Origin of the sequence: Caulobacter sp. Root343 (assembly GCF_001425745.1) — a bacterium.
Classification (GTDB): domain Bacteria; phylum Pseudomonadota; class Alphaproteobacteria; order Caulobacterales; family Caulobacteraceae; genus Caulobacter.
The window spans coordinates 865,716-889,186 of record NZ_LMDF01000006.1; the positions used below are offsets into that span (position 1 = coordinate 865,716).

The following is a 23,471-nucleotide window of genomic DNA, read 5'->3' on the forward strand; positions in this document are numbered from 1 at the left end:
CTTCGCCAAGATGGTGAATCTAACTTACCGGCCGGGACGGCGTCACCGCCGAAGAGGCGGATTCCGGCCTTGTGGGCTTATTGGTCGCAATCCCGCCCTGGTCCGACTCGTGAAATCCTAGTCAGTCCAACGCCTTAGTGGCGAGCTCCGATACATTCTTTGACAATTCCGGCTGCGCCGCGACGCGCTCCAGTTGCTCGCGCATCAGCTTGCCCAGTTCGGGCTTGTAGCGCCGCCAGTTCCCCAGGGGTTCGACCAGGCGGGCGGCGGTCATGGGATTGAAGGAGTCCACGGCCAGGATCTGGTCGGCCAGGAAGCGGTAGCCCGCGCCGCTGGGATCGTGGAAGCGCGCCGGATTGAAGTTGGCGAAGGTCGAGATCAGGGCGCGCAGGCGGTTGGGATTGGTCGACTCGAAATCCGGGTGGGTCGTCAGGGCGATCACCCGCTCCAGCACGTCCTCGTTCGGATCGCGCCCTTGCACCGCGAACCACTTGTCCAGCACCAGGGGTTCCTCACGCCAGGCGTAGTGGAAGCGGGCCAGGGCCTTCTCGCGGGCCACGCCGCCGATGGCGACCAGCGGATAGAGGCCGCCGATCATGTCGGTCATGTTGCGGGCGGCTTCGAAATGGCCCACCAGGCGCATCAGGTTGTCGGCGTGGGGATCGGCCGACAGGGCCTCCGCGCAGGCGTTGCGCAGGGCGCGGCGACCGGCGGCCCCCGCGCTGGCCGAGAACTCGCCGTCGCTCTGGGCTTCGCCATGCAGGCGGCGCAGCAGGTCGCCCAGATGGACGGCGATGCGGGCGCGAAGGTGGTCGCGGGCCGCGTGCAGGGCCACCGGGTCGGCGGGTTCGGACATCAAGGCGAGGTCCTGTTCCGACGGCAGGGTCAGCAACAGCGCCTTGAAGGCCAGCTCGGCGGCGTCGTCGACCAGGGCCTGGCCCAGGGCGTCGGCGTAGCGTTCCTCGCCCACCTCGTCCGGCGCGCCGGCGGCGCGGGCCAGGATTAGGTCTCGCGCCAGGGTCTGGCCGGCTTCCCAGCGGTTGAAGAGGTCGGAATCCGAGGCGAACAGTACGTAGCGGTCCGACGGCCGGGCGTCGGTCGAGAGGTTCACCGGCGCCGAGAAGCCGCGCAGGGCCGACAATACGGGGGCGCTGGCGACGCCGTCCCAGCGGACGGTCAGCCGCTCCTGGTCCAGCAGCACGACCTCGGTGTCGCGCAGGAGCTCGCCCTCGGTCGACAGCAGGCCGATGGCGATCGGGATCGGCAAGGGCTTCTTGGTGGGCTGGCCGGGCGTGGGGGCGGTGGACTGGGTGAAGCTCAGGGTCACGGCCTTGGCGTCGACGTCATAGGCCGTCTCGATCGTCACCGAGGGCGTGCCGGCCTGCTCGTACCAGCCGAAGAAGTCCGAAAGGTCGCGGCCCGAGGCCTCGGCGAAACAGGCGATGAAGGCCTCGACCGTCGTGGCCTGACCGTCGTGGCGCTGGAAGTAGAGGTCGCTGCCCTTCCGGAACGCCGCCGGGCCCACGATGGTCTTGAGCATGCGGATGATCTCCGCGCCCTTCTCGTAGATGGTCGCGGTGTAGAAGTTGTCGATCTTCAAGTAGCTGGACGGCCGCACCGGGTGGGCCAGAGGGCCGGCGTCCTCGGCGAATTGCCGCGCGCGCAGGGCTCGGACATCCTTGATCCGCTGCACCGCCGCGCCACGCATGTCGGCGCTGAAGCTTTGGTCGCGGAAAACCGTGAAGCCTTCCTTCAGGCACAGCTGGAACCAGTCGCGGCAGGTGATGCGGTTGCCGGTCCAGTTGTGGAAGTATTCGTGGGCGATCACGGCCTCGATGCGCTCGTAGTCCAGATCCGTGGCGGTCTCCGGATCGGCCAGCAGCAGGGAGCTGTTGAAGATGTTCAGCCCCTTGTTTTCCATGGCCCCGAAGTTGAAGTCGCGCACGGCCACGATCATGAACAGATCGAGGTCGTATTCGCGGCCGAACGCCTCTTCGTCCCATTTCATCGCCCGCTTGAGGCTGTCCAAGGCGTAGGCGGCGCGCGAGGCCTGGCCCGGATCGACGAAGACTTTCAGCGCCACCTCGCGGCCGCTCATGGTGACGAACTTGTCCGTCAGGACGTCCAGGTCACCAGCCACCAGCGCGAACAGGTAGCAGGGCTTGGGGAAAGGGTCGGTCCACTCGGCGAAGAAGCGGTCGCTCCCGAGCGCGCCGCTGTCGACCAGATTGCCGTTGCTGAGCAGGTGCGGGAACTTGCGGTCTGCTTCGATGCGCACGCTGTAGCGGCTCAGCACGTCCGGCCGATCGGGGAAATAGGTGATGGTGCGGAAGCCCTCGGCCTCGCACTGGGTGCAGAAGCGGCCGCCGGACATGTAAAGGCCCATCAGCGCCTTGTTCGACGACGGATCGATCTCGACCTCGGTGGTCAGGACGAACTGGTCCGGGGTCTCGTGGATCGTCAGGTGCTCGGGATCGACAGCATACTGGTTGGCGCTGAGCGCCTGACCGTCGATGGCTGCCGACAGCAGCTTCAGCCGCTCGCCGTTCAGCACCAGGGGCTCGCCCTTGGCGCCGGTTCGACGCACCGAAAGCTCGGCCCGGACCCGCGTCGCTGACGGACGCAGGTCGAAGACCAGCCGGGTGGTCTCGATGGCGAACGGGAACGGGCGATAGTCCGCCAGGCGGATGGGCTGAGACGTGTCGGTGCGCATCCGTCCTACTTAGTCCCGCGAGGCGACCTCCGCGAGAGGACCTTGACGGCCAAGCCCGAATTAATGGCCAGTTCGCCTTCGAATGGGGGACGTGACGATGACGGAAGATCAGACCGGACTGGAAGTCGGCCGCAGGCGCTTCCTGCATCCGGGACCGCTGCGCTGGCTACGGGCGACGGGCTGGATGGTGCTGCTCTTCGTCATCTTCACCGTGGTCTATGCCGGGGCCCAGATGGTGGGCAATCCGCTGTTCAAGGGCGGCGGCCACCTGCTCGAAGTGCTGGAGGTCGCGGCGATCTGCGGCGCGGGCCTGGCGCTCTACGGCGGGGTCGTGTGGCTGGCCGAGGGGCGCTGGCCCGAGGAATTGAACCTGCGGAAAGCCCCCGCGGACCTGGCGATCGGCCTCCTCGTCGGGGCCGCGATGCTGAGCGTCGCCGTGGGCGGGCTCTATGCCCTGGGCGTCTACGACATCAGCGGCCCGCGTCCGGGCTCGGCCTGGGGCACGATCGCCATGGCCGTCGAGTCCGGGGTGATGGAGGAGCTGCTGATGCGCGCCATCATCCTGCGCCTGCTGATGCGGGCCTTCGGCATCTGGCCGGCCCTGGTCGCGCAGGCGGCGCTGTTCGGCGCCTTGCACCTGGCCAATCCCAACGCCACGCCGGTCGCCGCCGCGGCCATCGCCATCGAGGCGGGCCTGATGCTGGCCGGCTTCTACCTGCTGACTGGGCGCCTGTGGATGTCGATCGGCGTCCACGCCGCCTGGAACTTCACCCAGGGCTGGGTCTGGGGCGCTTCGGTCTCGGGCATTCCGGTGGTCGAGAGCTGGCTGGTCAGCAAGCCCAAGCCCGGCGCGCCCGAGTTCCTCAGTGGCGGCGCCTTCGGCCCTGAAGCCTCGCTGCCGGCCATGGTGGTCGGCACGCTGGTGGCGATCGTCGTGCTGTGGCTGGCCTGGAAGAAGGGGAACTTCAAGGTGCGAGCGGACGCGACCTGACGGTATCCGAGGCTAAGGTCGGCGCGCGCCGGGAGGCCTGGAGCGCGCCGATGAGACTATCCGGGCATGGCTTCGAACTGGGGCAGGTCGAGCGGCTTCACCCAGGCCAAGCGACGCTTGGTGAACATCTCAAGCCTGGGGGCGAAGTCCTTCTTGTCGTCCAGGCTGCCAAGCTGGACGAAGATGGTTCCTGGAAACGTGTCGAGATTGCTGGTGAACAACCGCGCGCCGCAGACGATGCAGATATTGCGGTCGAGATGGCCGCCGGAGTCGGCGATGTAATGGAATGGCCTGACCTCGCCGCTGGTCAGGGTGAAGTCATCCGCGGGAATACCGAAGAACACCGCCGCCTCGCCGCCCGACGCCTTCTTGCAGTCCAGGCAGTGGCACATGGCGATGAAGTCCGGATCGGTGTCGAACTCGAACTTGACGGCGTCGCAGGCGCAGCGCGCCGTATGCTTTTTCCCCATCCTGATCGTTCCTTTTCGCTCGCCCAGCGGGGTCGCTGCGCGCCGGCACGGTACCGGAACTTTCAAGCAGCGGCGACGCGACGCGCCGGCGGAAAGGAGGATCGGGGCGAATGAGCTTGCGAGGTATGCAGCCTTCGTCGGCTGTCCTAGTCGGAGGCCGGCCCCGCCGCCGGCGTTTCCTGTAGGTAGCGCTCGATCGCCACGATCTTCTGGGCCAGGGCGGTCAACACGGGCGGGGCGTCTTCGGGGCTGTCGGCGACCAGGGTCAGGACCTCACGGGCGATGGCGTGCAGCCGCGGAGCGCTGGCGATCAGGCGGGCCTGGTATTCCATCTTGTGCGGGTCGCGGTCGTACTCCGCGCCCGGCGTGCGCCAGCCGCCCCAGTCGTTGGGGTCGGTGACCACGACCGGATATGTGCCCGGATAGGGATGATGGGCGCAGTCGCCCTCCTGCTGCCACTTGTTGCGGGCCCGCAGCACACGCCAGTCGCCGTCGAGGCCGGCTTGCGGGTCGGTCTTGTCCTCGGCCTTCAACTCCTGGGCCTGGAATTCGCGGCCCAGGCCAAGGTCGTAGGTGACCCGCACCGGCTCGTCGAAGCCCTTGGCCCAGACGGGCACGATCTTCTCGACGGTCGCCCAACAGCCGACGCTCTCGACCCACACGCGCTGGTTTTTCTGGAAGACGGTCTTGGCCATGGCCTGCTGGTAACGTCCGAACAATCACGAAAGGCCGCATAAGAACCTGAAATCCTTGACGCCGGGTCAATCTTTCCCTTCGCGTGAACGTCGTTCAGTGTGTTCCCGAGACCGGCCATCAGAGCGGGTCCTGGGAGGATCCCGTGGATTTCGACTATTCGGACGACCAGAAGTTCCTGAAGGACGAGGCGCGCAAGTTCCTTGCCGCCCATTGCGACGTCGGCGTCGTACGGGGCGTGCTCGATGATCCGGGCCGCTCGTTCGACGACAAGCTGTGGAAAGGCGTGACCGAGCAGGGCTGGCTGGGCGCCTGCATCCCCGAGGAACACGGCGGTCTGGGCCTTGGCCGCGTCGAGCTGTGCGCCATCGCCGAGGAGCTGGGCCGCGCCGTCGCGCCGATCCCGTTCGCCTCCACCGTCTATTGCCTGGCCGAGGGGCTCATGGCCTTTGGCTCCGAGGCCCAGAAGGCCGCCGTCCTGCCGCGCATCGCCGCCGGCGAGCTGATCGGCTGCCTGGCGACCTCCGAAGGCCCCGGCGTCGTCGGTCCGGCGACCCTGACCTGCCGGGTCGAGGGCGGCAAGCTCTCGGGGACCAAGATCCCGGTCACCGATGGCGACGTCGCCGATGCCGCCCTGGTGCTGGCCAGTGAGGGCGGCCGGCCGAGCCTGTTCCTGGTCGACCTGAAGGGCGCGGGCGTGAAGCGCGAGACGCTGAAGAGCCTCGACCCCACGCGCGGCGTGGCCAGGATCGTCTTCGACGGCGCGGCCGCCGAGCGGGTGGGAGAGGCCGGCGCCGGCTTCGACCTCGTCCAGGCGATCCTGGACCGCGCCGCGGTGCTGCTGGCGTTCGAACAGCTGGGCGGCGCCGACCGCTGCCTGGAGATGGCCAAGGACTACGCCCTGGGCCGCTACGCGTTCGGCCGGGTCATCGCCGGCTATCAGGCGATCAAGCACAAGCTGGCCGACATGTACGTCAAGAACGAGGTCGCCCGCTCCAACGTCTATTACGGCGCCTGGGCCCTGAACGACGATGCGCCGGAGCTGCCGATCGCGGCCTCGGCGGCGCGGATCGCGGCGTCGGAAGCCTTCTGGTTCGCCAGCAAGGAAAGCATCCAGGTCCATGGCGGCATGGGCTTCACCTGGGACGTCGACTGCCACCTCTACTACCGCCGCTCGCGGCAACTGAGCCTGGTGGTCGGCGCGCCGAAGGTCTGGAAGGAGCGGCTGGTCGGCCAGCTCGAGCAGAAGAACGCGGCCTAAGGGAGCGCAGGATCATGGATTTCAACGACTCTCCCGAGGAAGCCGCCTATCGCGAGAAGGCTCGCGCCTGGCTCGCCGAGAACGCCGCGGCCCACCGCGCCCGGTTCGGCGACCTCAAGCCCAACACGCCCGAGCACATGGTCGCCGCCAAGGACTGGCAGGCGACCAAGGCCGCCGCCGGCTACGCCTGCATCACCTGGCCCGCGGCCATCGGCGGCGGCGGCGGCACGCCGATCCAGTCGGTGATCTTCGGCCAGGAGGAGGCCAAGGCCGGCCTCGGCTACGGCTACTTCACGATCGGCCTGGGCATGTGCGTGCCCACGGTCATGGCCTTCGCCGACAGCGAGACCAAGCAGCGCTTCGTCTCGCCCGCCGTGAAGGGCGAGGAGATCTGGTGCCAGCTGTTCTCCGAACCGGCCGGGGGTTCGGATGTCGCGGCCCTGCGCACGCGCGCCGTCCGGGATGGCGACGAGTGGGTGATCAACGGCCAGAAAGTCTGGACCACCGGCGCCCACTATTGCGACTACGGCATCCTGCTCACGCGGACGGACCCGGACGCGCCCAAGCACAAGGGCCTGACCATGTTCTGGATCGACATGAAGGATCCCGCCGTCGAGTGCCGGCCGATCCACCAGATGTCGGGCGGCCGCGAGTTCAACGAGGTCTATTTCACCGATCTGCGGGTCAAGGACAGCCAGCGCCTGGGCGAGGTCGGCGATGGCTGGAAGGTGGCCTTGGTCACCCTGATGAACGAGCGGCTGGCGGTCGGCGGCTCGGCCGGTCCGAACTATCGCGAGATCATGAAGCTGGCCCGCCAGCTGTCGGGTCCCACCGGCCCGGCCTTGAAGGACCAGGCCTTCCGCGAGAAGCTGGCCGACTGGTACGTCCAGTCCGAGGGGCTGAAGTTCACCCGCTTCCGGACCATGACCGCTCTGTCGCGGGGCCAGACGCCCGGGCCGGAAAGCTCGATCGGCAAGATCATCTCGGCCAACCAGCTGCAGGACCTGGCCAACACCGCCGTCGAGATGGAGGACCAGTACGGCATCCTCGTGGATCCCGATCAGGCCCCGGCCGAGGCGGCGTTCCAGCAGAGCCTGATGTGGGCCCCGGGTCTGCGCATCGCCGGCGGCACCGACGAGATCCTCAAGAACATCATCGCCGAGCGGGTGCTGGGGCTGCCGGGCGAGGTGCGGGTCGACAAGGACGTCCCCTTCAAGGACATGCCGACCGGCCGCTGAACTTCGTCGAATCGTCGTCTTCGGACCCGACGCCGATGGGCTTGGTCGTCGGATCGTTGCCGCCCTTTCAGGGCGTTTCCGATCCTTTGCACGTACCTAAGCCCCAAGATTTTCGACAAATTCGCCTGCCGCGCGAACCTCGTCTTTCGGGATCGAATCTTCCTCCCGGGATGGGTTGGGGCGACCTTGACAGTAACCCGTCCCGGGCACATGACAGACCGGGGATATATGGTTAACGGCGGCGGCTGAAGGGGGATTCATGCGCGAGGCCGGCGACGCATTTGCGCGCCTTAGGATGCTGCGTGAAGCGGCTGCGCGGGCTTACGCCGGCCGCGCCGCGCTGCTGCGCCGCGCCCCCGTTGGGGCGCTCGTGGCGGCCGTGGTGATCCCCCTCGTCGGTTGCGACACCGGCCCCAGCTTCTGGTTCCACAAGCGGGCCAGCGCCTGCCCGCGCCCGCAGGCGGCGCAGGGCGTGTCGGGCCAGTTCAATCAGCAGCAGCAAGAGATTCGCGCCCTGCGCCAGGGCGGCTTCCGCGGCGATTTCTTCGCCCAGCTCGAATTAGCCCGCCGCTACGAAGGTCAGCGCGCCGTCGACAAGAACCTCGAGGATCCGGTCGAGGCGGGCGTCTGGTACGCCATGGCCCTGGCCAATTCCGGGGGCTACGCGCCGATCGCGGCCTATGAGCGCCGAGGCCAGGAATCGCGGGCGGTGTCGCGCTTCGACGACTGCCGCGCCTTCGAGCGGCGCAGCGCCTATGGCGCGCTGGACCGCCTGCTGTCGCGGATGTCGACCGAGGAGCGCGAGAAGGTCCGCAACCGCGTGATCTACATCCTCTCGGCCCAGGGCGCGGACGGCTTCCGGACCCTGGCGCGCATCCACGACGGCTATTTCGGCCCCTATGGCGAGCCGTCCGACAACCTTCAGGCCATCGAGGCGTACGGCAAGCCCAGCCAGCCCGGCGCGCCGGCCGCCCTGGACCTGTTCCGCCGCAACGACGTCGACGCCTATCTCTATAACTACCTGGCGGTGCAGACAGGCGACGTGTCGGCCTATGTCATGCTCAAGGACTTCGAGCGCTCCTCGCCGCAGCGGGCCTCGTACGGCTCGTTCGTCGAGACCAAGGCCAAGCGCTGGATCCCGACCTACGAGTTCTATCCGCCGGAATCGCCGGATTCGGGCGTGCCGCACTCCGACGAGTCGGACCTGTCGGGCGAGCAGCGCGAGGCGGCGCTGGCCCGCATCAACGAGCTGCCGTTCGTGCACGTGGCCGAGGCCCTGACCTATCTGCGCGTCATCCCGACGCCGATGCTCGACGAGAAGCTGCTCGGCCTCAACGACGCCCAGACCTTGCAGAGCATGATCGGCCGTCCCACGACCGGCCGCCTGGCCCCGATCGAGAAGGTGCGGGCGATCCAGTACGCAGCGGTCAACGGCTCGTCCAAGGCCCAGCTGGTGCTGGCGGTGATGTACTCCGAGGGCGTCGGCGTGCCGCGCGACTACGCCCGGGCCTATCACTGGTACGAAGAGGCCGAACGCCAAGGGTCGGCCGAGGCCAAGTACGCCATGTCGACCTTCTTCTCCCTGGGCCTCCAGGGCGTGGCCGACCAGGACCGCGCCAAGGCGGTGGTCTACCAGCTCGACGGAGCCCTGGCGGGCTTCAAGCCGTCGGCCATGCGGCTGCAGCAACTGCTGGCCCAGGTCTCGCGTCCGCCCCGGCAGGTCGCCGATCGCGGCCGTCCGTACAGCGAAAGGGACTTCTAGATGCGCCGCCTCAGCCGCCTGATGGCGCTTTGGGCCGCCTTGGTCTTCGGCTTCGCGGTCACTACGCCCGAGCTCGCCGCCGCCTCGCCCGACGCCAAGATCGACCAGCAGATCCGGCCCTGCTTCGGCCTGCTGATCCAGCCGAACCTCTCGCAAGGCTGCAAGGTCCGCTACGCCAAGCCCAGGCCCTGCGCGCGCGGCTATTACCGTTCGCGCGGCCGGTGCGTCATCGGCAACGGCGGTGGCGGCTATGGTCCCGGCGGCGGCCGCTACGTGCAGCGCGAGATCAATTGCGACTATGCCTATCCGGGCCAGGTCTCCGACACCCTGGCGCGCCTCTATGACGGCGACACCATCACCCTGACCTCGACCAATGGCGGGGCCTGCGTCGAGTCGCTGAACATCACCCAGTCGGTGACGATCGTGGCGCGCGGCTATCAGGCCAGCCCGGGTCATCCGATCCTGGTGGCGCCGGCCGACCAGCCCTGCATCAAGATCGCCCCGGGCGTGCAGTACGTGGTGCTGGAAGGCCTGGGCATCGAGTCCCGCCGTGGCGGTTCGGCCTCGTGCATCGTCGGCCGCGCCACCGAGATCGCCCTGAAGGACGTCAGCGTCCGCTACGACGGCGACGCCTCGGCCTTCGACATTGGCGACAGCCGCATCGAGCTGTCGGGCGCGGTGTTCATCGGCCGCACCCGCTCGGCGGTGGTCAAGGCCACCGGCACGATCATGGCCTCGGACGTCGAGATCGCCGCCACGGCGATCGGCGGCGCTTTCGAGACCTCGGGCGACAGCCGCCTGCGCGACATCCGCATCGTCCGTCTGGGCGACTGGACCGGCTCGTCGCGGACCCGCAACTCGGCCGGCTTCGTGATCAGCGGCATGAACCGCCAGCAGCTGGTGACGATCGACGGCCTGTACGTCGATGGCTTCTCGCGCGGCGTCTATATCGGCGGCGGCGACGAGACCACGCTGCTGCGGCCGGTGGTGCGCGACAGCGACTGGGCTGTCTCGGTCGAGAACGCCAACCTGCGCCTCAACGACGGCGAGCTGGAGGCGGTCGATGTCGGTCTCTACGTCGCCTCGGGCATCGCCTACGCCAGCAACAACAAGGTGGTCGGCGTCATGCGCTCGGGCATCTATGCCGACGCCGGCGGCCAGGTCCGCGCGGTCGACAACCGCATCTACGCCCGCAAGGACGGCTGCAAGGCCCTGGTCAGCGGCTTCTTCGACGGCGAGCTGACCTGCCGCCCGTGGTTCGAGGCGCCGGAGCTGTACCGCACGCCGCGCGACCGGGCCCGCCTGGACTACGACACCTATTGGCCCGCCGCCTCGATCGGCCCGGCGCCGATGGCGGCCAATGTTCCGGCTGACCTGTCGGACGAAGCCGCCGCCACGGGCGTTTCGACGTCTCGCCGTTCGGCGCCCGACGTCTATCGCACTGTTCCCGGCCCGGCGGGCGCGCCGCCCGCCTACGAGAAGGTCGCGCCGCTGGCTGGCGGGCCTTCGGCTCTAGGAGCTCCCAAATGAGCAAGCTGGTTCGCGGCGGTCTGGCCGTCCTCGTCGTCGTATCGACCTTGGCCGGCGCCCAGGCCTGGGCTCAGGACCGTGGTCACGGCGGTCCGGCTGGCAAGCGTGGCGGCGGCGTCTGCGGCGCGCCCCTGACCGGCCAGGCGCCGGACATCATGACCTATGACAGCACCACGGGCACCCAGGTGTTCGTCGGCGGCGGACGCGGCGGCGGCTCTGACGTCTCGGCCTACAACGCCCAGACCGGCTCGGCCGCGGCCTTGACCGGCGACCTCAGCCGTCCGGGCCTGGTCGCCTCGTGCGCCGTCGACGGGATCACCCGCGAGTCGTACGGCGTCACCTCCGACCGTCCGGGCCAGGTCAGCTTCAGCGGCCGCGACGACCGGGGCGAGCGCTACCAGTTCACCCGCAGCGACGGCCGCACCGAGGTCTGGGACCCGCGCCTCGACAACCGCTGCTTCCGCTCCGGCGTCGGCCTGTTCGGCCCGGGCGCGGCCGACCGCCGATGCTGAAACCGGTCCTGGCGCTGGCCGTCGTCGCCCTGGCCTTGGCGGCGTGCGGCGGACGGCCCTATCCGCCTTACCGTGGGCCCTCGGCGCCGGTGGCGCCGAACCCGAACAAGGTGACGCCGCCTCCACCGCCGATCGACGTGATCCGGCCGAAGATTCCGTAGGCGCGTCCTACGGCGCGATGGTCTTCAGGAACGTCGGCGGCTTGCGATGGTGCGTCGCCTGTTCGTAGGCGTAGCCCAGGTTCAGCAGCAGCTTCTCGCTCCAGGCCGGGCCGATGAACGAGAGACCGACCGGCAGGCCCGTGACGTCGCCCATCGGCACGGTCAGGTGCGGATAGCCGGCCACGGCGGGCAGGGTGGTCGACGAGCCGCCGTAGTTATCGCCGTTCAGCGGATCGATGGTCCAGGCCGGACCTGTGGTCGGGGCGATCATCGCCACCGCGCCGGTGTCCTTGAGGATCTTGTCGATGCCCTCGGGGCCGGCCATCCGCTTCGAATCCGCCAGGGCCTTCAGGTAGTCGGGATCGGTCAGGCCCTTGGTCTTCTCGGCCTTCTCGAAGCTCTCCTGGCCGAACCACTCGAACTCCTTGGGCGTCGCCTTGTTGAAGGCGATCAGGTCGGCCAGCGTGCGGCTGGGCACCTTCTTCGGGTCGGTCGAGCCCAGATAGGCGGCCATGTCGGCCTTCAGCTCTGTATAGAGCACCACGCCCTCGGCCTTGCCGATCGGGCCTTCGTCGAAGTCCTTGACGTCGACCAGGATCGCGCCCTGGGCCCGCAGTTCCTTCAGGGCCTGTTCGAACACGGCGTCGGTCTTGGGCGAATAGCCGGTGTAGAACCGCGCCACGGCCAGCTTGACGCCCTTCAGCGCGTCCTTGGACAGGCCCGCCGCGTAGTCGGTCTTGTGAGTGTCGGCGTCCTTGGTGGCGACGTCGGCGGGGTCCGAGCCGGCGATGATGGTCAACACCTTGGCCGCGTCCTCGACCGTGGTGGTCATCGGGCCAGCGGTGTCCTGGCTGTGGCTAATCGGCACGATGTGGGTGCGCGAGACCAGGCCCACTGTCGGCTTGAGGCCCACCAGGCCGTTGATCGCCGCCGGGCAGGTGATCGAACCGTCGGTCTCGGTGCCGATGGCCAAGGGCGCCAGGCCCGCCGCCACCGCCGCGCCCGAACCGCTGGACGAGCCGCAGGCGCTGCGGTCCAGGACATAGGGGTTGCGCACCGTGCCGCCGACCGCGCTCCAGCCGCTGATCGACTTGGACGAGCGGATATTGGCCCATTCCGACAGGTTGGCCTTGCCCAGGATGACCAGGCCGGCGTCGGTCAGGCGTTTGACGATCGGGGCGTCACGGTTGGTGACATTGTCCTTCAGCGCCAGCGAGCCGGCGGTGGTGGCGGTGTCGTCGGCGCTCTCGATGTTGTCCTTCAGCAGGATCGGCGCGCCGTGCAGCAGCGAGCGGACCTTGCCGGCCTTGCGCTCGGCGTCCAGGGCGCGGGCGTCGGCCAAGGCGTGGGGATTGGTGACGATCACCGCGTGCAGGACGGGGTTCTTGTCCTTGATGACCGCAAGGTAGGCCTTGGTCGCGTCTTCCGACGTCTGGGCGGACGCGGCCCCGGCCAGCAGGGCGAGGACGGCCGCGCCAGTAAGGCAGGCGATCTTGGTCATCAGCGTTTCCCCGAACGCGGCCGCGACTCTTGGCGCGGCCCAGGCCGAGAACATGAGGTCAAAAATCCACGCCTGCCAAGGAAATCGCGGAACGTTCGTGCTCGGAATCCTGAACCGCTCTTTATTCCGACCTTCCCGGCGAAAGCCGGGATCCAGATCTCATGGCGCTTGGGCTGATTGGAGGGACGCGGCGCCTTTAGAACCCGCCCCATAGCTCTTCCATCTGGGCCCCGGCCTTCGCCGGGAGATCGGATTTTTAAAGAAGGCCCTCAGACGAAGACCGCCACGTTCTGCCGCGCCAGGATCAGCGGGCGACCATCCCGGTCCCACAGATGCATCTCCTGAGTCGAATAGCCGTCGCCGATAGTCTCGGCCCGACTGCGCAGCAGGCGCCAGCCGTCGTCGCCTTCGGAGGGCAGGCCGACCACGTCCAGCGACCAGGTCATGGTCGAGATCGGGCCGAAGCGGGTGAACAGGGCCATGGCCGGCGGCGGCGGGGCGTCGGCCAGGGCGATCAGGGCCGACAGCGAGGTCGCCGCCGGATCACGGTGGCGGATCCACAGCAGATATTCCGGCGGTCCGCCCGAGCCCGGCCGTCCGCCGCCGGCGACGCGGAAGTCGAACTGGCGGATGAAGCTGGGCGCGGCGCTGGTGTCGCCCTTGTGGAACGGCTCGCACTGGTCGGGCGGAGCCACGGCGGGGCAGGGAACGTCGATGTGAGCGACGTGCGACTCCCGCGCTGCGCCGAACGTCAGGGTCCCGTGGGTGGCCACGCCCTGTTCGCCGATCAGGTCGACGGCCGCGAACAGGGTCGACTTGCCCTGACGCAGGGCCTTGACGTCGATCGACAGCTCACCGGCCGCTGGCCCGACGAACGCGAACTGGGCCGAGCGCAGGGGCGGGGCCTCGGGGAAGGCGCGCTGGGCCGCCTCGACGCACAGGGCGGCGGACAGGCCGCCATAGGTGGTGCGGCCCTGCTTCCAGTCGTCGGTGACCGTGGCGGTGAAGCCGGCGTCGGTGGCGTGGAGCGCGGCGAGGAGGTCGGTGTAGGTGCTCATGAGAGCGAGGTTCGTTTTCTTTCGCTACGGAAGTCAAGCGGTCCGTCTGGCTGACGCTGCGCAACCTTAGGTGAAATTGTTTGTTTCCCTGGTAGCGCTCGCGCCGCACGGAAGGGGCCTCGCCGCATGAAACGTACTGGCTTCGCCGCGCTCGCCGTCGGCGTGGTCCTGACCGCGCGACCCGCGACGGCTCAGGATTTCTCCAGCATCGGCAGCCAGTACATCGACTATGGCGCCTCGATGATGGCGGTCGGCCAGCTGAACAACGTGCTGGGATCGACTGACAGGAGCGGCGGTCGCGCCGAAGCCGCTTCACCTGTGAACGGCGCCCCGGCGGACACGGGCTATCGCGCGTCGCCGGAAGTCTCGGCGCGGGTCCGAACGCGGTTCGCCGACTTCGCGGCCAAGGCCGATCCGGCCAACGCCGAGCGCCTGCGGGAGGCGATCCGCCGACAAGACCTGCTCGGCTTGTGGGAAAAACATGTCTCGATCGACGGCCTGCGCCGGGGAGACGTGGCCGACGCCATGACCGCCTACTGGGTGCAGAACTGGCAGATGGCGACCCGGACGTCCTTTGTGGACCGCGCCAGGGTGCGGGCGGTGCGCGGCCAGGTCGCGCGCGCCCTGGCGTCCAATCCGGACTTCAAGCATCTGGGCGACGCCGGCAAGCAGGAGATGGCCGAGACCTTCATGCTGAACTTCGTGGTCCAGGGATCGGCCTATTCCGACGCCATGACCCGGCGTGATGCGGGCCTGGCGGAGCGTCTCTCGGAGGCGGCGGCGGCGCGCTTTCGCCGCGAGGTGAACATCGACGCCCGCCAGCTGAAGCTGACTCCGGCGGGTTTCGCACGACCCTAGGGGTCTAGTGAACCATCTTGCTGGGGCTGATCCAGGTGGTGAATGCGCGTGTTTCCTGGTCGTCGCACTGATCTTCCAGCGCCATGTCTTCCAGGGCGATGGCCGCCAGCAACCAGTCCTGCAGATCCGACTCCGAGGCGCGCCCGTCCTCGAGCGCCTCCCTGACGGTGTCGATCAGCCATTCGACGGCTTCTTGCGTGGTCTTCGTCACGACGCGGTCCTCACAACCCATGCGGTGGAGCATAACCACTGCTTGGCCTTAGCGATCTGCGACATAAGGTCGTTAATCGCGCGCTATCCGCGACACGCTAGAGCCTCTTAACCTCACAGGGCTGCGTGTGAAGCGGCTATAGATCTAATAAATCAAGGATTTAAGCGCGGTGGCGGATACGCTCACGGTTTCGGCCGCCATGCTCCAGTTCGGACCCTATTCGCCCCTTAGCCTGCGATCGAAGAAGCTCAGATGGGTCTTTAGCACGTGCAGGCCCTTGGTTTTGCTGCCGGGCGCGCTGTGGCGCTCGCCCGGATACAGCATGGTCTCGAACGGAATCGCCTGCTTCTGCAGCGCCGACATCAGCCGGGTGCTGTTCTCGAAGATCACGTTGTCGTCGGCCATGCCATGCAGCAGCAGCAGGCTGCCGGGCGCCAGCTTGCCGATCCGGGTGTTGATGTCGGCATAGGCGTAGCCGGCCTTGTTCTCGTCCGGCTTGCCCATGTAGCGCTCGGTATAGGCCGTGTCGTACAGGCTCCACTCGGTCGGCGGCGCGCCGGCCGCGCCAGCCTTGAACGGGGTGTTGTCGGCGGTCAGCAGCATCAGGGTCATGAAGCCGCCGTACGACCAGCCCATCACGCCCAGCTTGCCGGGATCGACATAGGGCAGGCCGGCCAGGAACTTGGCGCCCAGCAGCTGGTCGTCGACCTCCACCGTGCCGAGCTTGCGGTCTAGCGCCCGCTTGAACTTGGCCGAGCGGTTGCCGCTGCCGCGGTTGTCCAGCTTGAAGATGACGTAGCCGGCCTCGAGATAGGTGCGCTCGGAGGGGCTCTGCCAGGTCCGGTTGACCTTCTGGGCGTGCGGGCCGCCATAGACCGAGACGATGGCCGGATACTTCTTGGCCGCGTCGAAGCCCTGGGGCTTGAGGATCTCGTAGTACAGAACCTCGCCGTCCACGGCCTTCAGCGTGCCGTACTCCGGGACCGGCAGGGTCGAGGCGTAGGGCCAGTAGGGGTGACCCTCGGCCAGCCGGTTTTCCTCGATCCAGCGCACGCGCTTGCCGTCTGGAGCGTACAGCGCCGTCTGGGGCGGGGTCTTGGGGTCGTTGTACGTGCCGGCGAAGGCGCCGCCGGTCTCGGCCACCTTGGCCGTCCACCAGCCGCCGGCCGCAGTCAGGGCCTTGGGCTTGCCGGGCTTGGCGTAGCTGACCTCATAGATGCGGCGCTCCAGCGGGCTGTCCATCGAGGCGGCGAAGATCGCCACCTTGCGGGCCTCGTCGACGCCCTCCAGCCCGGCCACCGGCCAGTCGCCCTTGGTGACCTGGGCGATCAGCTTGCCGTCGGCGGCGTGGCGATAGAGGTGGTTGTCGCCGTCCTTCTCCGACGACCACAAGAAGGTGCCGTCCTTCAGCGGGCGGAAGTCGTCGCCGACCTCGATGAAATGCGGATCGGTGTCGGTCAGGATGGTCTTGCCGGCGCCGGTGGCCGCGTCGAAGGCCAGCAGGTCCAGGGTCTTCTGGTCGCGCGACAGGCGCTGGACGTAGACGGTCTTGCCGTCGGCCGACCAGTCGACGCGGGCGACATAGATGTCCTTGTTAGCGCCCAGGTCCAGAGCCGTGACCTTGCCGCTGGCCAGGTCGCGGACGAACAGGTCGACCACGGCGTTGGGACGTCCGGCGCGCGGATAGCGCTGGCTGACCACGGTGGCGCCGCCAGGGCCGATGTCGGCGCGCGGCACCACGTCGACGCCGCTCTCGTCGACGCGGGTATAGACGATGCGGGCCTCGTCCGGGCTCCACCAGTAGCCGGTGAAGCGGTCCAGCTCTTCCTGGGCGATGAACTCGGCCGTACCGAACGACAGGGCGTCCTTGCCGTCGGTGGTCAGGGCGGTCTCGTCGCCGCCACTCAGGGGTTTGATGTAGAGGTTTTGGTCGCGGACGTAGCTGACGAAGCCGCCCTTGGGCGAGACCTTGGCGTCGACCTCGTCGCCGCCCGTCTGGGTCAGGCGGGTGACCTTGCCGTCGGCGACGCTGTCCAGATAGAGGTCGCCGTCCAGCGGGACCAGGATGAAGCGGCCCTGGCGGTCCCAGCTGTATTCGACGATGCCGCGGGCCGAGACCCGGGCCCGTTCGCGGCGGGCCTTCTCGGCCTCGGACAGCTCCTTGGCGCCCGACGACAGGGCGGCGGAGTCGATCAGGCGGTAGGGCTCGCCGCCCTTGACGTCGGCGGCCCACAGATCCTGGACGTTGGCGGCTTCCGGCTTGCCCTTCAGATAGGTCACCCGCTTGCCGTCCGGCGACAGCGCCACGCCCTTGGCGGTCGGGCCCGACAGACCCGGATCGGCGAAGATACGTTCCGGGGTGAGTTTTTCCGCCATAGCGGGCGAGGAGAGGGCGAGGACGGCCGCGAGCGCCGTGAGCGAGGGCTTGATCATGGCGCGGGACGCTATGCGGGAGCGTCGCCGTTGTCAGCAGGGAAGTTGTTGCGGGTCTGAAATGCAAAAAGCCGTGTCATCCCGGAAGCCTCGTAGAGGCTGTCCGGGACTCAGGGGGTGACGAAGTGCGGCGCGGCCGCCCCTGGGTCCCGGCTCTACGCTACGCTTCGGCCGGGATGACACGGCTAGTGGCTGAGGAAATTACCGACACACCCCTTCCAGCGCCTTCAGATCCACTGGAAAAGCCGGAACCGCCAACCCCTTGGCCTTCATCGCGTTCTCCAGCGTCGTCGGTTCGGGCGGCAGGCTGGGATCCACATCCGTCTTGTAGAACGGGTGGCTCTCGGCCTTGGCCAGGGTCGTGAAGCCGAAGCCCTTGTCCTGGTAGAGCTTGAGCAGGCGCGGGGCCATGCGGGCGTCGAAGGCGCCGCCGTGCATCAGCAGAACATAGGCGATGTCCTTGCCGTACAGGGCCTTGGACATCGCCCGCGAACGATCGGCGACCGCCGCCGCGCCGTCCAGGAAGCGGGTCTCCAGATCGGCGATCGCGGCCTGGTCGCCCTTGGCCACGCAGCGGGCGTAGGGTTCGTTGAAGGCATAGTCGCCGAAACTCATGGTGACGCTGGCGATCTTGTAGTGGTTGGCGGCCAGCCAGCTCCGGACGGCCAGGCGCTTTTCGGGGGTGTCGCCCTCCGACAGGAACGGATAGCGCAGCCAGCGCCAGTCCTTGGCGCCCATCAGCTCCTTCAGCATCGGCTCGTTTTGGGCGATCTCGGCCTCGAACTGCTCGGGCGTCAGGTCGGCGATGTTCGGATGCGACCAGGTGTGGTTGCCCAGGGGCTGGCCGGCCTCGCGCCACAGCTTCAGCACCGGCGTCGAGTCCGCCTCGCGCTCGGTATGGACGCCGTTGATGAAGCCGAAGCCTTCGGCCTTGGCGTCGGCGAAGGCCTTCAACAGGTCGGCGGCGACCTGGACCCGCGTCACGCCCGGCGGCAGGGCGCTGTGGGCGGGCAGGTCGTCCCAGGTCATGGCGATGACGGGCTTGTCGGCGGCTTGAGCCGAGGAGGCCATCAAAGCCACACATGCGACGCCCACCCACTTCCCGATCTCCCCGGCGAACGCCGGGGCCCAGATCGAACCCTGAGTGTTGGAGGTCTTGGCTACGGTCTTGGGCGCGAACACATCTAACTCCCCGGATGGATCTGGGCCCCGGCCTTCACCGGGGAGGTCGGAATTCTAGTGGGTCTCGAACAGGCTCAGCGGCACGGCGTCCGCCATGGCCTTGTAGCCCGACAGATTGGGATGCAGGCCGTCATTGTCGTAGGCCGGGAGCAGGTGGGTCGGCTTGGCCGGGTCGCGCAGGGCCTTGTCCCAGTCGATCACCCCGTCGAAGTTCCCCGGCGCGCGGATGAAGGCGTTGATCGCCTGGCGGTCGGCCTCGCTCTCGGGGCCGGGGTGATAATAGGCCGAGCCGGAATAGGGCAGGATGGTCGCGCCGATGACCTTGATCCCGCGAGCGTGGGCGCGGTCGATCATCTGGCGGTAGCCGGCGGTCACCTGCTCGACCAGGGCCTTGTGGGCCTCGGGCGCGGCGGGAGCCTCGCGGGTGAGGGTTCCCAGGTCGTTGACGCCTTCCAGCAGGATCACGTGGGTGACTCCCGCCTGCGAGAGGACGTCGCGCTCGAACCGCGCCAGGGCGTTGGGACCCAGGCCGTCCAGCAGCACGCGGTTGCCGCCGATGCCCAGGTTCAGCACGCCGATATTCTTGCCCTTCAGTCGCGTCATCAGGGCGTCGGTCCAGCGCAGGTTGGTGTTGGGCTGGACGCCGTAGCCATCAGTGATGCTGTCGCCGAACGCGACGACGGCGGAGGCCTTCTTGTCCGAGATCACATCGATGCTGGAGATCTGGAACCAGCGGTCGATGGTCTTGGCTCCCGGCAGGTCGGCGTCGGCCGTGTGGTCGCCGGCCAGCACGTAGGAGGTGGCGCGCGAGCCCGGGTGGCCGGTCTGGACGTTGGGCGCGGCGGGGTAGTGCAGGCTGATGGCCAGTGAGGTCAGCGGCGCGACCTTCAAGGTCAAGGGATCGGACCAGTAGTCGGCGCCGGCGGGAATAGTCACCTGGCCCCGGCCCGAGAAGGTGAGGGGACGATCGGTGGCCGGGTCGATGCGGGCGCTGTCCAGCGCCGCCGACACCGCCACATGGGCGGCCTTGATGGTCAGCGGCTGGGTCCCGAAGGCGTTGGACAGCCGGACGCGGATCGTGTCGCCGCCGAGGCTGAGACGGACCACCTGGCGCAGGGTGGCGTTCGGATAGTCTTCGGGCGCGAGGCTGTTCTTGGCGTCGGGCGCCATCTGGGCGCTGGCCCAGGCGCCGACCCACTTCAGCGGCTTGGCGGCCGTCTCGGCGTGGGCGGGCAGGGCCAGGGCGAGCGCCAGCCCCAGGGCGGCCAGGGTCGGACGCGACAGCAGCTTCATGAACGTTTCTCCCCGCTCCGCCTTGTTGGCGGTAGCGGTAACATTGGTATGACCTCTTCGCCGTGGCGTAAAGCCTTGGACAGGACAATCGTGCGTCAGGTCGCCGCGCATGTAAGGAATCGCTTGCATCCACACCCGTGTTAGCGCTACCAGGGTTCCGTGAGGCGCCGAGCGCCTCTGCCCTTCCTGGGCGTTTCCTCCCTATAAACTTTCAAGCCCGGTCTTTTGGCCGGGCTTTTCTTTTGGCCGAAAGCCAACTTGAGGGGGAGCGTCACCCCTACGCGGCCTTTGTTATTGCTAATCACTCGCAATGGCAGCTATACGCGCCGGGCTTCGCTTTCCGGATCCCGCACCATGTTCCAAGTCGCCCGCGCCCGTCGTTTCGCCGCCGTATCCCTGCTGGCCCTGGCCTGTGCGAGCGCTGCCCACGCCCAGGCGCGCGACACCGATGTGGACCAGGTGGTGGTCACCGCCGCCCGCACCATCCTGCCGGCCAGCGCGCTGCCGCTGACCGTCGACGTGGTCGACAACCGGAGCCTGACCCAGCAGGTGTCCGTCAGCGGCTCGATCGTCGACGCGGTCTCGACCCTGTCGCCGTCGTTCTCGCCCACGCGCCAGAAGCTGTCGGGGGCGGGGGAGACCCTGCGCGGCCGCTCGCCGCTGTACGCGATCAACGGCATCCCGCAGTCGACCCCGATCCGCGACGGCTCGCGCGACGGCTACACGATCGACCCGTTCTTCATCGACCGCGTCGAGCTGATCTACGGCTCCAACGCCCTGCAAGGCATCGGCGCCACCGGCGGCGTGGTCAACCAGGTGACGGTGGGACCGCCGAAGGAAGACGGCGTCTCGGGCCGGACCCTGGTCCAGACCACCCTCGCCCACAAGCTGGGCGATGCGGTCGGCGGCAAGGTCGCCGGCTTGGTCGGTTGGCGGGGCGGGGCGTTCGACGCCACCGCGGGCGTCGCCTACGACGCGCGCGGCGCCTTCTACGACGCCAACGGCCGCCGCATCGGCATGGACAACACCCAGGGCGACATCCAGGACAGCAAGACCCTGTCGATCTTCGGCCGCTTCGGCTGGCAGCTGAACGACAGCACGCGCCTCGACGTGGTCGCCAACCGCTTCGAGCTGAAGGGCGACGGCGACTATGTGACGGTCACCGGCGCGGCGGCGGCGCGGACCGACGGCAACCGCGCTGCGCGCCTGCCGACCACCGCCTATCGCGGCGTCCAGCCTGGCACACCGGCGGCGGGCCGGGTCGAGACCGTGTCGGCCTCGCTGACCGACAACGACCTCTTCGGCGGCAACCTGATCGCCCAGCTGTTCTTCAACCGCTCGCGCGACACGTTCGGCGGCGACGTCAACGCCACGTTCCAGGACGCCAGCATCGCGCCGGCCGGCACGCTGTTCGACCAGTCCTCGAACCGCTCTCGCAAGCTGGGCGCGCGGGTCAGCTACGAACGCGCCGTCCCGGGGATCCAGGGCCTGACCGCCACCGCCGGTCTCGACGCCCTGACCGACCGGACCGAGCAGCTGCTGGTCGCCACCGGCCGCGCCTGGGTGCCGCCGACCAAGTTCCAGAGCGCCGCCCCCTTCGTGCAGGGCAACTACGCCCTGTTCGACGGCAAGCTGCGCCTGGCCGGCGGGGTGCGTTTCGAGAACGTCCAGCTGAAGGTCGACGACTTCACCACCCTGGCCTTCTACGGCGCGCGCAAGGTCGGCGGCGGCGATCCTAACTTCAAGGCGACCCTGCTCAATGGCGGCGTCGTGTTCGAGCCGGCCAAGGGCGTGCGCCTCTATGGCAGCTACGCCGAGGGCTACACCGTGCCGGACGTGGGCCGCATCCTGCGCGCTATCAACGAGGCGGGGAAGGACGTCGACACCTATCTGGCCGTCGAGCCGATCGTCTCGAACAACCGCGAACTGGGCGCGGAGCTGAAGCGCGGACCGATCGACGCCAGCGTCGCCTATTTCTGGTCGTCGTCGAAGCTGGGCCAACTACTGGTCAAGAACGCCGGCAATGTCTTCGACGTCCAGCGCCAGCCGATCGCCATCGAAGGGCTCGAAGTCAATGTGAAGGCCAGGACCCCGGTCCCGGGCCTGGATCTCTCGGCCGGTTACGCCCGCTTGCGCGGCAAGACCGACACCAACAAGGATGGCAAGGTCGACACCGACTTGGACGGCGCCAACATCTCGCCTGACCGCCTGAACCTGGCGGCCGACTACCAGACCGGCAAGTGGGCCCTGCGCCTGCAGGTGCAGAAGTACATCTCGCGCAACATGCAGACCGCGCTCGTGAAGGATGACTTCGAGGGCTACATGGTCGCCGACGCGTTCGTGCGCTACGAACTGCCGGTCGGGGCGCTGTCGCTGGGCGTCCAGAACCTCTTCGACAAGCAGTTCCTGACCTACTATTCGGACACCACCTTGCCGGCCAAGGACAAGATCTACGCCGGCCGCGGCCGCACCGCGACCCTGGGCTGGGAAACCCGCTTCTGATGAAGACCCTGCGTCTGCTGCACCGCTGGACAGGCGGCCTGATCGGCCTGCTGTTGGCGATCATGGGCTTGACCGGCGCGCTGCTGGTGCACGAGGACGCCTTCCTGCGCGCCACCGTGCCCCACGCCGCCGACGTCCAGCGGCAGGACACCGCGACCCTGGCGGCGATGGCGACCAAGGTGTTCGCCGCCCACGACCGGCCGCGCTCGATCGTGCTGGCGACCCAGCGGCTGGGCCTGAACAAGCTGGCGTACAAGGGCGAGCACGCGGCCTATGCCGACCAGGACGGAACCATCGTCCAGAGCTGGGCGTCGAACTGGGCCCGGCCCGAGGTCTGGCTGTTCGACCTGCACCACCACCTGTTCAACGGCGACGCGGGCGAGATCGTCGGTGGGATCGCCGGCCTGGCGGGTCTGGGCTTCGTGATCACCGGCCTGATCCTGTGGTGGCCGACCCGGCGGATGTTCCACCTGCGCCTGTGGCCGCGGATGCTGAAGCGGGCCGCGATCGTCCACCATCACCGCGACCTGGGCGTGCTGATCGCGCCGCTGCTGATCCTGTCCTTGACCACCGGGGCGGCGATGAACCTGAAGTGGTTCTCGCAGGCTCTGCGCGCACCGTTCTCGCCGCCGGCGGCGATGGAGAAGGCCTCCGCCCCGCCCAAGATCAAGGGCGGCAAGCTGGCCAAGGATCTCGACTGGACCGAGGTGATCGGCGCGGCCCAGGCCCGCTATCCGGGCGCCGAGGTGCGGACGATCGGCCTGCCGGCCAAAGCAGGCGGCCTGATCCAGATCCGCCTGCGTCAGAGGTCCGAGTGGCTGCCCAACGGTCGAACCATGGCCTGGTTCGATCCGGCGACCGGCAAGATGGTCGCCACGCGCGACGCCCTGGCCCTGCCGCTGGGCTCGCGCATCGCCAATGCCGACTACCCGCTGCACGCGGCCAAGGTCGGCGGCCTGGCCTATCGCCTGGTGATGACGGTCTCCGGCCTGACCCTGGCTCTGCTGGGCACGCTGACGGTGGTGACCTTCTGGGGCAATCCGACGGGCGTGAAGACGCGCAAGAGGCCGAAGGTGAAAACGGCCGCCACGACCTAGGCCTG

Annotated in this window: 19 protein-coding genes; 10 read left to right on the forward strand and 9 right to left on the reverse strand. The window is 68.3% G+C overall.

Annotated elements, in window-relative coordinates; genetic code table 11:
* Positions 1 to 121: 121 nt before the first annotated feature.
* Complete coding sequence (gene pepN, locus ASC70_RS11430) at positions 122 to 2,713, reverse strand: aminopeptidase N (RefSeq protein WP_056050126.1); 2,592 nt, start codon at positions 2,711 to 2,713, stop codon at positions 122 to 124.
* A gap of 97 nt (positions 2,714 to 2,810) precedes the next feature.
* On the opposite strand from pepN, the gene ASC70_RS11435 reads away from it, so the two are divergent.
* On the forward strand, positions 2,811 to 3,704 hold the full coding sequence (locus ASC70_RS11435) for a CPBP family intramembrane glutamic endopeptidase (RefSeq protein ID WP_056050605.1): 894 nt from the start codon (positions 2,811 to 2,813) through the stop codon (positions 3,702 to 3,704).
* Between the two features lie 56 nt (positions 3,705 to 3,760).
* On the opposite strand, the gene ASC70_RS11440 is transcribed toward ASC70_RS11435, so the two are convergent.
* The gene (locus ASC70_RS11440; protein WP_056050127.1) at positions 3,761 to 4,174 is read right to left on the reverse strand and encodes a GFA family protein; all 414 of its coding nucleotides are present in this window, start codon (positions 4,172 to 4,174) and stop codon (positions 3,761 to 3,763) included.
* Between the two features lie 146 nt (positions 4,175 to 4,320).
* A complete protein-coding gene (locus ASC70_RS11445; protein WP_056050607.1) occupies positions 4,321 to 4,869 on the reverse strand; it encodes a hypothetical protein in 549 nt (182 codons plus the stop codon).
* Between the two features lie 143 nt (positions 4,870 to 5,012).
* On the opposite strand from ASC70_RS11445, the gene ASC70_RS11450 reads away from it, so the two are divergent.
* The 6 genes from ASC70_RS11450 (at position 5,013) to ASC70_RS24960 (ending at position 11,331) form a co-directional block, all read left to right on the forward strand.
* Positions 5,013 to 6,128: an acyl-CoA dehydrogenase family protein gene (locus ASC70_RS11450; RefSeq protein WP_056050130.1), complete on the forward strand. Its 1,116-nt coding sequence runs from the start codon at positions 5,013 to 5,015 to the stop codon at positions 6,126 to 6,128.
* Between the two features lie 14 nt (positions 6,129 to 6,142).
* The gene (locus ASC70_RS11455; RefSeq protein ID WP_056050131.1) at positions 6,143 to 7,366 is read left to right on the forward strand and encodes an acyl-CoA dehydrogenase family protein; all 1,224 of its coding nucleotides are present in this window, start codon (positions 6,143 to 6,145) and stop codon (positions 7,364 to 7,366) included.
* A 259-nt stretch (positions 7,367 to 7,625) separates the two neighbouring features.
* The gene (locus ASC70_RS11460) at positions 7,626 to 9,128 is read left to right on the forward strand and encodes a tetratricopeptide repeat protein (protein ID WP_056050133.1); all 1,503 of its coding nucleotides are present in this window, start codon (positions 7,626 to 7,628) and stop codon (positions 9,126 to 9,128) included.
* Positions 9,129 to 10,658 carry a hypothetical protein gene (locus ASC70_RS11465; RefSeq protein ID WP_056050135.1) on the forward strand — a complete coding sequence of 510 codons (1,530 nt, stop codon included), beginning with the start codon at positions 9,129 to 9,131 and terminating at the stop codon, positions 10,656 to 10,658. It begins immediately after the preceding gene.
* Positions 10,655 to 11,170: a hypothetical protein gene (locus tag ASC70_RS11470; RefSeq protein ID WP_056050137.1), complete on the forward strand. Its 516-nt coding sequence runs from the start codon at positions 10,655 to 10,657 to the stop codon at positions 11,168 to 11,170. Before ASC70_RS11465 ends, ASC70_RS11470 begins: the two co-directional genes overlap by 4 nt.
* The gene (locus ASC70_RS24960; protein WP_156396185.1) at positions 11,164 to 11,331 is read left to right on the forward strand and encodes a hypothetical protein; all 168 of its coding nucleotides are present in this window, start codon (positions 11,164 to 11,166) and stop codon (positions 11,329 to 11,331) included. The genes ASC70_RS11470 and ASC70_RS24960 overlap by 7 nt, the downstream gene beginning before the upstream one ends.
* A 7-nt stretch (positions 11,332 to 11,338) precedes the next feature.
* Here the strand turns inward: ASC70_RS24960 and ASC70_RS11475 are convergent, their stop codons facing one another.
* Together ASC70_RS11475 and ASC70_RS11480 are read right to left on the reverse strand one after the other, a co-directional pair.
* On the reverse strand, positions 11,339 to 12,886 hold the full coding sequence (locus ASC70_RS11475; protein WP_082539591.1) for an amidase: 1,548 nt from the start codon (positions 12,884 to 12,886) through the stop codon (positions 11,339 to 11,341).
* Between the two features lie 215 nt (positions 12,887 to 13,101).
* Positions 13,102 to 13,890, reverse strand: a complete 789-nt coding sequence (locus ASC70_RS11480) for a thioesterase family protein (protein ID WP_056050141.1) — start codon at positions 13,888 to 13,890, stop codon at positions 13,102 to 13,104.
* 126 nt (positions 13,891 to 14,016) lie between these two features.
* Here ASC70_RS11480 and ASC70_RS11485 point away from each other — a divergent pair, with 126 nt between their 5' ends.
* Positions 14,017 to 14,748, forward strand: a complete 732-nt coding sequence (locus ASC70_RS11485) for a DUF6683 family protein (protein ID WP_056050144.1) — start codon at positions 14,017 to 14,019, stop codon at positions 14,746 to 14,748.
* A 4-nt stretch (positions 14,749 to 14,752) separates the two neighbouring features.
* Here ASC70_RS11485 and ASC70_RS11490 read toward each other — a convergent pair whose 3' ends face one another.
* The 4 genes from ASC70_RS11490 to ASC70_RS11505 all read right to left on the reverse strand — a co-directional run bounded on the left by ASC70_RS11490 (position 14,753) and on the right by ASC70_RS11505 (position 19,867).
* Complete coding sequence (locus ASC70_RS11490; RefSeq protein WP_056050609.1) at positions 14,753 to 14,959, reverse strand: hypothetical protein; 207 nt, start codon at positions 14,957 to 14,959, stop codon at positions 14,753 to 14,755.
* Positions 14,960 to 15,175: 216 nt separating this feature from the next.
* Complete coding sequence (locus ASC70_RS11495; RefSeq protein WP_056050146.1) at positions 15,176 to 17,392, reverse strand: S9 family peptidase; 2,217 nt, start codon at positions 17,390 to 17,392, stop codon at positions 15,176 to 15,178.
* Between the two features lie 201 nt (positions 17,393 to 17,593).
* Positions 17,594 to 18,463, reverse strand: coding sequence for a polysaccharide deacetylase family protein (locus tag ASC70_RS11500; RefSeq protein ID WP_056050611.1), 870 nt, complete (start codon positions 18,461 to 18,463; stop codon positions 17,594 to 17,596).
* A gap of 165 nt (positions 18,464 to 18,628) precedes the next feature.
* Positions 18,629 to 19,867: an SGNH/GDSL hydrolase family protein gene (locus ASC70_RS11505; RefSeq protein WP_056050147.1), complete on the reverse strand. Its 1,239-nt coding sequence runs from the start codon at positions 19,865 to 19,867 to the stop codon at positions 18,629 to 18,631.
* A 354-nt stretch (positions 19,868 to 20,221) separates the two neighbouring features.
* Here ASC70_RS11505 and ASC70_RS11510 point away from each other — a divergent pair, with 354 nt between their 5' ends.
* Entirely contained in the window at positions 20,222 to 22,369 is a 2,148-nt protein-coding gene (locus ASC70_RS11510; RefSeq protein WP_056050149.1) for a TonB-dependent receptor, read from the forward strand.
* Positions 22,369 to 23,466, forward strand: coding sequence for a PepSY domain-containing protein (locus ASC70_RS11515; RefSeq protein ID WP_056050152.1), 1,098 nt, complete (start codon positions 22,369 to 22,371; stop codon positions 23,464 to 23,466). Before ASC70_RS11510 ends, ASC70_RS11515 begins: the two co-directional genes overlap by 1 nt.
* The last annotated feature ends 5 nt before the right edge of the window (positions 23,467 to 23,471 follow it).